The sequence below is a fragment of the Halocynthiibacter sp. C4 genome, from assembly GCF_028823805.1.
In the GTDB taxonomy this organism is placed as follows: domain Bacteria; phylum Pseudomonadota; class Alphaproteobacteria; order Rhodobacterales; family Rhodobacteraceae; genus Falsihalocynthiibacter; species Falsihalocynthiibacter halioticoli.
In genome coordinates, this window is the sequence record NZ_JAPEIE010000001.1 from 1,263,419 (window position 1) to 1,275,562 (window position 12,144).

The window sequence follows — 12,144 nt, forward strand, 5'->3', positions numbered from 1 at the left end:
CGTCTATCGCGCGTGCTTTCACGGCCATTGGTGAAATAAGGGCTTTCTAAAGGCGCGAATCCGTGCAATACGGCCTCGTCAAACGAAGCATCCAAGGAGAACCCCCATGGAAATTCGCGAGGCACTTACCTTCGACGATGTCCTACTTGTTCCGGCCGCCTCATCGGTGTTGCCGTCAACGGCCAATACATCCACTTATGTGACGAAATCTATCCGTCTCAACATCCCGTTGTTGAGCTCGGCAATGGACACGGTCACAGAAGCGAGAATGGCGATTGCCATGGCACAGGCCGGCGGCATGGGGGTTATTCACCGCAACCTTTCAGTTGAAGAGCAGTCCCGCGAAGTGCGGCGCGTAAAGCGTTTCGAGAGCGGCATTGTCTATAACCCGATCACACTCACCCCAAACCAGACGCTCGCGGATGCCAAGGAGTTGATGGAGCGGTATCGGGTCTCGGGTTTCCCTGTTGTGGATGAGGCTGGCCGTGTGGTTGGCATCGTCACCAACCGCGATATGCGTTTTGCCAGTGATGACAAAACGCCCGTATCGGTGATGATGACGTCCGAAAACCTCGCAATCCTCAAGGAGCCCGCTGACCTTGATGAGGCGCGCAACCTGATGCAGGCACGACGGATCGAGAAACTGCTTGTCACTAATGACGAAGGCAAACTTACAGGCTTGCTGACGCTTAAAGACAGTGAGCAGGCGGTATTGAACCCCGATGCAACCAAAGATCACCTCGGTCGCCTTCGCGTTGCGGCGGCGAGCACAGTTGGGGATGCTGGTTTTGAACGGACACAAGCGTTGATCGACGCTGGCGTTGACATGGTGGTGATCGACACGGCGCATGGCCATTCCGAAGGGGTCGCCACAGCGGCGCGGCGCGCAAAGGATATCGCTGGAGATGTTCAGATCGTGGTAGGCAATGTTGCCACTGGCGAGGCCACGCGCGCTTTGATCGATGCAGGTGCAGACGCGGTTAAGGTCGGCATCGGCCCTGGGTCGATTTGTACAACACGCATGGTCGCCGGTGTTGGTGTTCCGCAGCTGACAGCCGTAATGGATTGCGCCGCTGCTGCTGCCGATAGTGGTGTTCCGATTATTGCGGATGGCGGGATTAAGTTCTCCGGCGATTTCGCAAAGGCAATTGCCGCCGGAGCTTCCTGCGCTATGGTTGGCAGTATGATTGCCGGCACCGATGAATCCCCCGGAGAAGTTATTCTATATCAAGGACGTAGCTTCAAAAGCTATCGTGGCATGGGCAGCCTTGGCGCAATGGCGCGCGGTTCCGCGGATCGGTATTTTCAGAAGGACGCCGCAAGCGACAAACTTGTTCCCGAAGGTATCGAAGGACAGGTGCCTTACAAAGGTTCTGCTGGCACCGTAGTGCACCAGTTGGTCGGCGGTTTGCGTGCGGCCATGGGCTACACGGGCAATGCTACGGTCGAAGAAATGCGCAAAAATTGCAATTTCGTTAAGATCACGGGTGCGGGCCTCAAAGAGAGCCACGTGCATGACGTACAAATCACGCGCGAAAGCCCGAATTACCGCATCGGGTAATACGACAGAGGGGCCGATTTTCGGCCTCTTTTCTCTATTACACCTTAAGAGGTCCGCCATGACGCCTGCAGCCCGCATCGCCAGCGCAATCGAAATTCTTGACGGCTACCTCAGCGGACAACCCGCCGAAAAATTGCTAACGACTTGGGCGCGGCAAAACAGATACGCAGGCTCAAAAGACCGCGCCGCAGTGCGTGATTTGGTGTTTGAGGCGCTGCGCAATTTACGATCTTTCGCCGCACTTGGTGGCGCTATGACGGGCAGGGGACTCGCAATCGGAGCATTGCGCGCTCAAGAGCAAAATCCGGACGCGTTTTTTTCCGGAGAGGGCTACGCGCCAACGCCCTTAACGGAAGAGGAGCGTGCCAAGACAAGAACCCCAGAAGGCGCAGAAGCGCTTGATTGCCCAGATTGGCTAGAGTCGCAATTCCGCGAAAGCCTTGGTGCGGATTTTGAGGCGGTTATGACGCTATTGAAGTCGCGCGCGCCGGTGTTTCTTCGCGTAAATTTGCGTTTGGCCACGTTGCAAGAAGCGCAAGATGCCTTGGCCAAAGAAGACATCGAGACAAAGCCGCATCCGCTTTCTTCGACTGCTTTAGAAGTGACTCGAAATCCGCGCCGAGTTCAGAATTCCGAAGCCTATAAAAATGGGCTAGTTGAGCTTCAAGACGCCGCATCGCAATTCGTCGCCGATCAAGTGCCGATTTCCGAAGGGAGCAGGGTGTTGGATTATTGCGCTGGCGGTGGCGGAAAAACGCTCGCAATGGCTGCGCGCGTTGATGCATACTTCACGGCTCATGATGTGTCTATGGCGCGTATGAAAGACATTCCGGCACGTGCGGATCGCTCTAAGGTTGAAATAGAAGTGATTGAAACCTCGGAGCTAAAGCACGATCAGCCCTACGATGTGGTGCTTTGCGATGCCCCTTGTTCGGGGTCCGGGAGTTGGCGGAGGGCACCTGAAGGGAAGTGGGCCCTCACTCAAGGCAAGCTCGATGAACTGAATGCGATACAGTCGAGTATTCTGAATGATAGCAAAGAATATGTAGGTGAATCTGGCGTTCTTGCCTATGCGACATGTTCCATGCTTTCCTGTGAAAATCGCGGTGTTGTTGAGGCATTTCTGGCGCAAAATGAAGCGTGGTCTCTCAAAGAAGAACATGTGCTTACACCACTACAGGGGGGCGATGGATTTTACCTTGCTATCTTGACGCACTGAAATCTACGCACAATAAATACAACCTAAAGGTGTTTTTCGCTGATCTCGTCATGCAGCGTTAACGCTGGATTAACGGTTGTCCGCAAACACTAGGAAGGCCGATTCTGATAAGGAGCCTTTCTGTGCCCGAGAGCGCGTTACCGCCGAGGATGCTACATAAGACTGTGAGTGCGCTCTCTGCGCAGGTGACGCCTTTGATTGTCGGCGCGGTTATCTTGCTCACAATTGCCGTGTTTCTGCCGAGTGCTCAAACTGGCTTGGCATTCTTTGCCGCCGGTCTGACATTGGTTTTTATGGCGGGGCTGATTTTTTCGGGCGAATTGCGCAGCGTTGCGAGATCCGAAAAAGAAGTGAATCGCGTGGCGGCAATGCTCGACCGAGATATCTCTCCATGCTTTATCGCAGGGAAAGAAGGGGCGATCATTTATCAGAACCATATCGCCCAGAATAGATATGCCCTTGAGCTAGGCTCATCATTTTCGCGACTGTTTAACGGCTTATTAGCCAACCCAGCCTCGGTTGTTTTTCGTCTTCAAAACAAAGCCTCAGTACTTGGTTCAGCGCGAGAAGACATCGTAACAAGGCAGGGTACAGTCCAATTAACCGTTATGTACGTTGCTAAGAACGCATTCAGTTGGCGCGTTGACGAAATGCGCGAACCGGCGAATATGCCTAAGCCTATAGATGCACGCCCATACCCAGTTGTAATTGCTTCGGAAAACGGAGCCATTCAACAAATGAATACGAGTTTCAGCAAGCAATTCGGCCAAGGCATCAGTAGCCTGGAGCAGTTGTTCTCAAAATCGCAACTCACGGATGGCGAGCAAATCTGTTCGGTGTCGCGCTCTAATCCAGGAAGTTTCTTAGTTCAAAGAACGTTGATCAACACAGAACAATCTGAAATTTGCTTGTTTCCTTTGGATGCGCAATCGACGTCGAACGAAGATAACATGCCAGAGAACGGCGATATTCCAGTTCCTTTGTTGAAAATAGGTACGGACGGCAACGTTATTTCCGCGACTCCTTTGGCCAAGTCTTTGCTCGCGCACACGTTAGAAAATGGAACGCCAATTTCGGATGTTTTGGAAGGGCTCGGACGGTCTTTTGTAGATTGGCTGGTCGAAACTGCACGTGGCGTTAGCAGGAACCAGACGGAATTCCTCAAGGCAAAACGATCAGACAAGGAAGTCTATGTTCAGGTTACACTTAATCGTCAAAAGTCTGGTAACCCAAATGAAATTGTAGCCGTCCTAAATGATGCAACAGAGCTAAAATCTCTGGAAGCGCAATTCGTTCAGAGCCAGAAAATGCACGCAATCGGGCAGTTGGCCGGAGGAGTCGCGCATGATTTCAACAATTTGCTTACGGCAATCTCCGGCCATTGCGATTTGTTGCTCTTGCGGCACGACCAGGGCGACACCGACTATGGCGACTTAATTCAAATTCACCAAAACGCAAATCGTGCGGCGGCATTGGTTAGCCAGTTGCTTGCATTCTCCCGTAAGCAAAACCTGTGTCTCGAGCCTGTAGACCTTGTTGAGACTTTGTCTGACCTGAGCCATTTGCTGAACCGTCTCGTCGGAGAGAAAACTCAACTTACACTCGCCAATGACCCCGACCTCCCCGCTATTTGTGCAGACAAGCGTCAGCTTGAACAAGTGGTCATGAATCTTGTGGTGAATGCACGAGATGCCATGCCAAATGGTGGAGAAATCCGTGTTAACGCGCAAGCTTGCACGTTGCGAGAGCCGTTGAAACGGGATCAGGCTTTTGTGCCCGCTGGCGACTATGTGGTCGTTCGGGTCACGGATGAGGGCATAGGAATTCCACCCGATCGATTGCCGAAAATCTTTGAACCTTTCTTCACCACAAAGCGTCAAGGTGAGGGGACAGGCCTTGGGCTTTCAACGGCTTATGGTATCGTGAAGCAATCGGGTGGATTCATTTTTGTGAATTCAGAACCATCGAAGGGAACGGAGTTTACGTTATATTTTCCGGCAATTGAGGCCGAACTTGAGAGGACGGCTTTGCCAACAAATCTGGCCGCCAACGAGCAATCCACCAAATCTCAAGGGGTTGTCTTGTTGGTTGAGGACGAAGCGCCAGTTCGCGCTTTCGCCTCAAGAGCCCTGCGTATGAATGGGGTGACAGTTCTCGAAGCGGAAGATGCTGAGTCGGCCTTGAAAATATTGGAGGATGAAACTCTAAAGATCGATCTCTTTGTAACCGATGTCATCATGCCAGGAATGGATGGTCCAACTTGGGTGAAAAAGGCCAAACTCCGACGCCCTGATGTTAAGACTGTTTTTGTCTCGGGCTATGCCGAAGAGGATTTTTCCGACAATCAAAAAAGTATCAGAGATTCGGTATTTCTGCCCAAACCATTTTCACTCGGTGAGCTTACGCAGGTCGTACAACAACAACTTTCTTAGCGACTGGCACTCTCCCATAGTTCAAAGTCCAGCGCGTATTTTTCCTCGAATCGTTGAAGTGTTTCCTCTGTTGCTTCCATTTCCTCCAGAGGCGAAACGTTGTGCCGCGACAATTCGATCTTCTGGCATAAACGCTCCTCCATGAACGCAAGAAAGGCTGGGAACTCTTCATACTGAAATAGATGAGTCGGGCGTAACTTGCCGTTTCTGGTTAGGAAATGACTTTGACTCCCCACTTTTGCAAAGGCCGGCTGATTCTCTTGCAGGTAACCTGTCAGGAATTCTTCGAAGTTCATTTCAAGAGTACTATTAGGCGTATTCTTTAAGTCTTCACGTTTCCTGTATCTATACCAGCTCCCAACCCAATCGATCGGATTTCGAACAACTGCGACTGTTTCGAGTTCTCCATGACCAGTTTTATCCAAAAGTGGAACAAGAAACCGATTATAACGATAAAGAGGCATATGTTTCATAGCTGGCGGATTGCGTAAGACTGACGTCGCCCGAGGCGCAAGTTTCGCTTCGACAGCGGTAGAGCCCGTTTTAGGTACGGCAAGGTAGGTTAATTTTTCCTCTGCAAAAATAAGCATTTACAGATAGTTCCCTGATTTTGTTGCTCCTTGAAGTTTAACGTAACTAATCCTTAACCGTTATCGGAAAAAGTTATTTCAGAAGAATTTTGTTGAAATGTTCTCTTTTTGATCCCATAAGAGAACAAGAGGCGAACATTTCGAAACGATTGCTGCCCGAAGGCGGGTGTGGAATAAGGGAATAAAAACATGGCAACGGCAGATTTATTGAATATGAGCGACAAAAAATCACAAGATAAACAAAAAGCGCTGGATGCTGCGCTGTCCCAAATCGAGCGGCAGTTTGGCAAAGGCTCCATCATGAAGCTCGGCGATGGCGCAATCCAAGAAATTGAGGCGTCTTCGACGGGCTCACTTGGCTTGGATATTGCACTCGGTATTGGCGGTCTGCCGATGGGGCGCATTATTGAAATTTATGGTCCGGAAAGTTCTGGTAAGACAACGTTGACGCTTCACTGCGTTGCGGAGCGGCAAAAAGCCGGTGGCGTTTGCGCATTTGTTGATGCGGAGCACGCGCTTGACCCGCAGTATGCAAAGAACCTTGGCGTTGACCTTGATGAACTACTGATTTCCCAGCCGGACACCGGTGAGCAAGCGCTCGAGATCACGGATACGCTTGTGCGGTCTGGTGCCGTTAACCTTGTTGTCGTCGACTCTGTGGCTGCGCTTACGCCAAAGTCAGAGCTTGAAGGGGATATGGGCGACAGTTCTGTTGGTGTTCAGGCACGGCTTATGAGCCAAGCGATGCGCAAACTGACTGGTTCCATCAGCCGCAGCAACTGTATGGTTATCTTTATTAACCAGATCCGCATGAAAATCGGCGTGATGTTCGGTAGCCCCGAGACGACAACTGGTGGTAACGCGCTCAAATTCTATAGCTCCGTACGGTTGGATATCCGCCGGATTGGCGCTTTGAAAGATCGCGATGAAGTCGTGGGCAACGCGACACGCGTGAAAGTTGTGAAGAACAAGGTCGCGCCTCCGTTCAAGCAAGTTGAATTCGACATCATGTATGGTGAAGGAATTTCCAAAACTGGAGAGCTTCTTGATCTCGGAGTGAAGGCCGGTGTCGTTGAAAAATCTGGTGCTTGGTACTCCTATGGGGATGAGCGGATTGGGCAAGGGCGCGAAAACGCTAAGCTGTTCCTCAAAGAAAACGCGCAAATGGCGAATGAGATTGAAGATAAGATTCGCGCTGCACACGGTCTCGATTTTGATGGGTCTATGGATGGTGGCGACGATCTCGTTGAAGCATAGCGCGAAAACCACCTAAAAAATTGATACAGAAGGCCCGCAGTTTCCCTCGCGGGCCTTTCTTGTTGTGGACACTGCGCATAGGCCTCGCTAAACCAAGGAAACGTTGAAAATCTGCCCGAAAGAGCACCTTATGCCGAGCCTTAATGATATCCGATCCACCTATCTGGATTATTTCAAACGCAATGGTCACGCTGTGGTCGACAGTTCGCCGCTTGTGCCGCGCAATGACCCGACCCTGATGTTCACAAACGCGGGAATGGTGCAGTTCAAAAACGTATTCACAGGCGTTGAGCACCGTGACTATACCCGCGCGACGACAAGCCAGAAATGTGTACGGGCAGGCGGCAAGCACAATGACCTTGATAACGTCGGTTATACGGCGCGGCATCACACGTTTTTCGAGATGCTCGGCAACTTCAGTTTTGGCGATTACTTCAAAGAAGACGCTATTCCGTTTGCTTGGGATCTGCTGACCAAAGATTTCGGGTTGGACAAGGACAAACTGCTTGTCACTGTTTATCACACGGATGACGAGGCGGCGAATATTTGGAAAAAACATGCGGGCCTGTCGGATGATCGCATCATTCGCATCGCCACAGATGACAATTTCTGGTCGATGGGTGCAACTGGCCCATGCGGACCTTGCACAGAGATTTTCTATGATCATGGCGATCATATTTGGGGTGGCCCTCCCGGCTCGCCCGAAGAGGACGGTGACCGTTTCATCGAAATCTGGAACCTTGTGTTCATGCAGTTCGAACAGCAGGAAGACGGCACACGCCTAGACCTGCCTAAGCCATCGATCGATACGGGCATGGGGCTTGAGCGCATCGCGGCACTTTTGCAGGGTACGCATGACAACTATGAAACAGACCTGTTCAAACATCTGATCGAGGCTTCTGCGAGTGTTACGGGGCAGGCGCCTTACGGCGACAAAAACGTGCATCACCGCGTGATTGCTGACCATCTTCGCTCCACCTCGTTCCTTATTGCCGATGGTGTCATGCCAAGCAATGAGGGCCGCGGTTACGTTCTGCGACGGATTATGCGCCGTGCCATGCGCCACGCGCATCTACTTGGCGCGACCCGCCCCGTGATGCATGAGCTTGTGCCTGCGTTGGTGAGCCAAATGGGCGCTGCCTATCCGGAGCTTTCACAAGGGCAGGCGATGATCGAAGAGACGCTCAAGCTTGAGGAAGACCGCTTCCGTCAAACGCTGGATCGTGGTTTGAAACTGCTTGATAATGAGCTGGACAACCTGCCCGAAGGCGCTGATCTCCCTGGCGAGTCTGCATTCAAACTCTATGATACATATGGTTTTCCACTTGATCTGACCCAAGACGCGCTGCGTGAGCGCGGACGTGGTGTTGAGGTTGAAGGCTTTGATAAAGCCATGGAAAATCAAAAAGCTATGGCGCGGGCGGCTTGGTCTGGTTCTGGCGAAACAGCGGACGCTGCGATTTGGTTCGAGCTTGCCGATGAGTTTGGCGCGACAGAATTCCTTGGCTATGACACCGAGATTGCCGAAGGGCAAATTTTGGCGATTGTTGCGGATGGCGAGAAGGCCGAGACCGCTGAGAAGGACGCCAAAGTCCAGTTGGTAACCAACCAAACGCCATTCTACGCCGAAAGCGGTGGTCAGGTTGGCGATAGCGGCACGATCAAAACCGACAGTGGTTCGGGCCAAATTACCGACACACGCAAGGTCGGCGAGTTGTTCTTGCATTCGGTGACTGTGACGTCTGGCGAGCTTGCGATTGGTCAGGGCGCGGAACTTGAAGTTGATCACGCGCGCCGGAGTGCTATTCGTGCAAATCACACAGCAACCCACTTGTTGCATGAAGCTTTGCGTCAACGCCTCGGCGACCATGTCGCGCAGCGCGGCTCCCTCAATGCTGCAGACCGCCTGCGGTTTGATTTCAGCCATGGCAAAGCGCTTGAAGCTGATGATCTCGCGATTATCAGCGATGAGGTGAATGCTTACATCCGCCAGAATACGCCGGTTGAAACCCGCATTATGACTCCGGACGACGCGCGCGCACTTGGAGCGCAGGCCTTGTTTGGTGAGAAATACGGCGATGAAGTGCGCGTCGTCTCGATGGGGTATCAGGAGAAGTCCGGCAAAGGATTGTCTGGCAATACTTATTCGCTTGAACTTTGCGGCGGTACGCATGTGAAGCGGACAGGTGATATCGGGGCATTTGTGTTGTTGTCTGATGGGGCGTCTTCAGCGGGCGTTCGTCGGATCGAAGCTTTAACGGGCGAGGGCGCGCTGGCCTATATTGCACAGCAAAACCAATGTGTTGGTGAATTGACCGGTATGCTCAAGGCTCAACCTGATCAGGTTGCGGGGCGTGTCAAAGGTCTGCTCGATGATCGCAAGGCTCTGCAAAACGAAATCGCACAGTTGCGTCGCGAATTGGCTGTGGCTGGTGCTGGTGATGCCGCTGAGCCAAAAGACGTTAACGGCACAACACTGCTGGCACAGGTTCTTTCGGGCGTGGGTGGCAAAGACCTCCCGGATCTGATCGCGCAGTACAAATCCAAAATTGGATCGGGTGTTGTGTTGTTGATCGCGGATAGTGACGGCAAGGCCGCGGTTGCGGCTGGTGTGACTGATGATCTGGCGGAGAAGCTCTCAGCAGTTGATTTGGTGCGTGCCGCGGTCGGTGAACTCGGCGGCAAGGGAGGCGGCGGACGCCCGACACTCGCTCAAGGTGGCGGCAAAGACGCCAGCAATTCGGACGCAGCAATCAAAGCGGTTGAAGCCGTAATTGGAGGATAAGATGGGTGCACTTTGGATCGCACATGTGAAAGTGCTGGATGACGAGGCTTATGGTAAATACGCCGCCCTCGCAGGGCCGGCGATTGCCGCGCACGGCGGGCATTTTATCGCACGCGGTGGGGCCTATGAACAGCTAGAGGGCAACGATCGTCCGCGCAATGTCGTGGCGAAATTTCCAAGCCTTCAGGCGGCGCATGATTGCTATCATTCGGACGCCTATCAGGAAGCGTTGAACCATGCGCGCGATGCGAGCGAACGCGATCTGGTGATTGTCGAAACCAGCGAATAACGCGAATACATATCTGAATCAAAAACGGCGCTGAGAAAACTCAGCGCCGTTTTTTGGTTTTGTATTAGTCGCTTAAGACGCGCGTGCTTGGCGTTTGCGCTCGTGCGGATCAAGGAAGCGCTTGCGTAGACGGATCGAGTTGGGCGTTACTTCGACCAGCTCGTCATTGTCGATATAGGCAATCGCTTCTTCAAGAGACATGCGAACTGGCGTCGTCAGGCGAACAGCTTCATCCGTACCGCTGGCGCGAACATTTGTGAGCTTTTTACCTTTAAGCGGGTTCACTTCGAGGTCATTTTCGCGGCTGTGTTCACCAATGATCATGCCTTGGTACACATCTTCTTGCGCACCGATAAAGAACTTGCCGCGGTCTTCGAGGTTGAAGATCGCATAAGGTACCGAAACACCGTTTTCCATCGAGATCAGAACACCCGCACGGCGACCCGGAATTGTCCCTTTGTGCGGAGCCCAGCTATCGAATACACGGTTCATAACGCCGGTGCCGCGCGTGTCGGTCAGGAATTCGCCGTGGTAGCCGATCAGGCCGCGCGATGGAACAAGCGCGATGATCCGTGTTTTGCCGTTGTTCTGGCGCATCTCGGTCATGTCGCCTTTACGCGAACCAGTGAGCTTCTCGATCACCGCGCCGGAGTACTCGTCATCCACATCGATGGTGACTTCTTCGATTGGCTCGTGGCGCACACCGTCGATGTCTTGGAAGAGAACCTGCGGCCGGGAAATCGAAAGTTCGAACCCTTCGCGGCGCATGTTTTCAATCAGAACACCCATTTGAAGCTCGCCACGTCCGGCAACTTCAAAAGCGTCACCGCCGGGCGTGTCAGTGACTTTGATTGCCACATTGGACTCGGCCTCTTTCATCAGGCGGTCGCGGATCACGCGGCTCTGAACCTTTTTGCCGTCACGACCAGCGAGGGGGCTGTCGTTAATGCCGAATGTTACCGTGATGGTAGGTGGATCAATCGGTTGTGCGGGGATCGCCTCGGTGATCGACGGATCACAAAGTGTGTCGGCCACAGTTGCTTTGCTCATGCCTGCGATTGATACAATATCGCCTGCAACCGCTTCGTCGATTGGCTGTTGGCCAAGTCCACGGAAGGCAAGGATTTTCGTCGCACGGAACTGCTCGATCTTGTCGCCATCGCGCGAGAGCGCTTGAACTGTGTCGCCAGCTTTGAGTGTGCCAGTTTCAACGCGGCCGGTCAGGATGCGGCCAAGGAACGGGTCTGCGCCAAGCGTTGTTGCCAGCATGGAGAAGGGCTTGTCGGCCTGTTCCTGCTGCTTTGGAGCTTCGACGTGGGAAACGATCTTGTCAAAAAGGGCTGTTAGGTCTTTGCGTGGACCTTCAAGCGACTCGTCGCACCAGCCAGAACGGCCAGAAGCATACATGTGCGGGAAGTCGAGCTGCTCGTCATTGGCATCAAGCGAAGCGAAGAGGTCGAACACCTCATCAAGTGCACGGTCCGGCTCGCCATCCGGTTTATCGACCTTGTTCACAACCACAATCGGCTTCAGACCAAGTGCGAGCGCTTTGGATGTTACAAACTTGGTTTGCGGCATTGGACCTTCGGCAGCATCCACCAGCAGCACAACACCATCAACCATCGACAGAATCCGTTCAACTTCACCGCCGAAATCGGCGTGGCCAGGCGTGTCCACGATGTTGATGCGTGTATCTTTCCACTCAACCGAAGTGGCTTTGGCAAGGATGGTAATACCGCGTTCGCGCTCGAGGTCATTGCTGTCCATTGCGCGTTCTTCGGTGGCTTGGTTGGCACGATAGGTGCCGGATTGTTTCAACAGCTCGTCCACAAGGGTGGTTTTGCCGTGGTCAACGTGTGCGATGATCGCGATATTGCGAAGTTCCATTGGAGACTGCCTATAAGAATGAGTTGCGCGCGACCTAACGCGCCTTGCGACAAAAGACCACCCCAAAAGAGCGCATTACCTTTCGGGCAGCGCTTTTTCGCGGCGTTTGCCGGTTAAGACGATT

Annotated in this window: 8 protein-coding genes; 6 read left to right on the forward strand and 2 right to left on the reverse strand. The window is 52.9% G+C overall.

Going from position 1 to position 12,144, the window contains the following annotated elements; all coding sequences use genetic code 11:
- Positions 1-106: 106 nt before the first annotated feature.
- From guaB to OU789_RS06150, 3 genes are all read left to right on the forward strand, one after another.
- A complete protein-coding gene (guaB, locus tag OU789_RS06140; RefSeq protein WP_263953327.1) occupies positions 107-1,561 on the forward strand; it encodes an IMP dehydrogenase in 1,455 nt (484 codons plus the stop codon).
- Between the two features lie 58 nt (positions 1,562-1,619).
- Complete coding sequence (locus tag OU789_RS06145; protein WP_274654170.1) at positions 1,620-2,780, forward strand: RsmB/NOP family class I SAM-dependent RNA methyltransferase; 1,161 nt, start codon at positions 1,620-1,622, stop codon at positions 2,778-2,780.
- Between the two features lie 368 nt (positions 2,781-3,148).
- Complete coding sequence (locus OU789_RS06150; RefSeq protein WP_274654172.1) at positions 3,149-5,212, forward strand: ATP-binding protein; 2,064 nt, start codon at positions 3,149-3,151, stop codon at positions 5,210-5,212.
- Here OU789_RS06150 and OU789_RS06155 read toward each other — a convergent pair.
- Positions 5,209-5,802 (reverse strand): sulfotransferase family 2 domain-containing protein, encoded by a 594-nt coding sequence (locus OU789_RS06155; RefSeq protein ID WP_274654174.1) that lies wholly within the window; start codon positions 5,800-5,802, stop codon positions 5,209-5,211. The genes OU789_RS06150 and OU789_RS06155 overlap by 4 nt on opposite strands.
- 189 nt (positions 5,803-5,991) lie before the next feature.
- Here OU789_RS06155 and recA point away from each other — a divergent pair, with 189 nt between their 5' ends.
- From recA to OU789_RS06170, 3 genes are all read left to right on the forward strand, one after another.
- On the forward strand, positions 5,992-7,059 hold the full coding sequence (gene recA / locus OU789_RS06160; protein ID WP_263953323.1) for a recombinase RecA: 1,068 nt from the start codon (positions 5,992-5,994) through the stop codon (positions 7,057-7,059).
- A gap of 130 nt (positions 7,060-7,189) precedes the next feature.
- Positions 7,190-9,844: an alanine--tRNA ligase gene (alaS, locus tag OU789_RS06165; protein WP_274654176.1), complete on the forward strand. Its 2,655-nt coding sequence runs from the start codon at positions 7,190-7,192 to the stop codon at positions 9,842-9,844.
- 1 nt (position 9,845) lies between these two features.
- Positions 9,846-10,133 carry a DUF1330 domain-containing protein gene (locus OU789_RS06170; RefSeq protein ID WP_263953321.1) on the forward strand — a complete coding sequence of 96 codons (288 nt, stop codon included), beginning with the start codon at positions 9,846-9,848 and terminating at the stop codon, positions 10,131-10,133.
- A 72-nt stretch (positions 10,134-10,205) separates the two neighbouring features.
- Here the strand turns inward: OU789_RS06170 and typA are convergent, their stop codons facing one another.
- Positions 10,206-12,020 (reverse strand): translational GTPase TypA, encoded by a 1,815-nt coding sequence (typA, locus tag OU789_RS06175; protein WP_263953320.1) that lies wholly within the window; start codon positions 12,018-12,020, stop codon positions 10,206-10,208.
- Positions 12,021-12,144 lie beyond the last annotated feature (124 nt).

Excerpts from the sequence above, each read along its gene's own strand:
- guaB (WP_263953327.1), top strand. The coding sequence starts at position 107 with ATGGAAATTCGCGAGGCACTTACCTTCGACGATGTCCTACTTGTTCCG.
- OU789_RS06145 (WP_274654170.1), top strand. The coding sequence starts at position 1,620 with ATGACGCCTGCAGCCCGCATCGCCAGCGCAATCGAAATTCTTGACGGC.
- OU789_RS06150 (WP_274654172.1), top strand. The coding sequence starts at position 3,149 with ATGCTCGACCGAGATATCTCTCCATGCTTTATCGCAGGGAAAGAAGGG.
- OU789_RS06155 (WP_274654174.1), bottom strand. The coding sequence starts at position 5,802 with ATGCTTATTTTTGCAGAGGAAAAATTAACCTACCTTGCCGTACCTAAA.
- recA (WP_263953323.1), top strand. The coding sequence starts at position 5,992 with ATGGCAACGGCAGATTTATTGAATATGAGCGACAAAAAATCACAAGAT.
- alaS (WP_274654176.1), top strand. The coding sequence starts at position 7,190 with ATGCCGAGCCTTAATGATATCCGATCCACCTATCTGGATTATTTCAAA.
- OU789_RS06170 (WP_263953321.1), top strand. The coding sequence starts at position 9,846 with ATGGGTGCACTTTGGATCGCACATGTGAAAGTGCTGGATGACGAGGCT.
- typA (WP_263953320.1), bottom strand. The coding sequence starts at position 12,020 with ATGGAACTTCGCAATATCGCGATCATCGCACACGTTGACCACGGCAAA.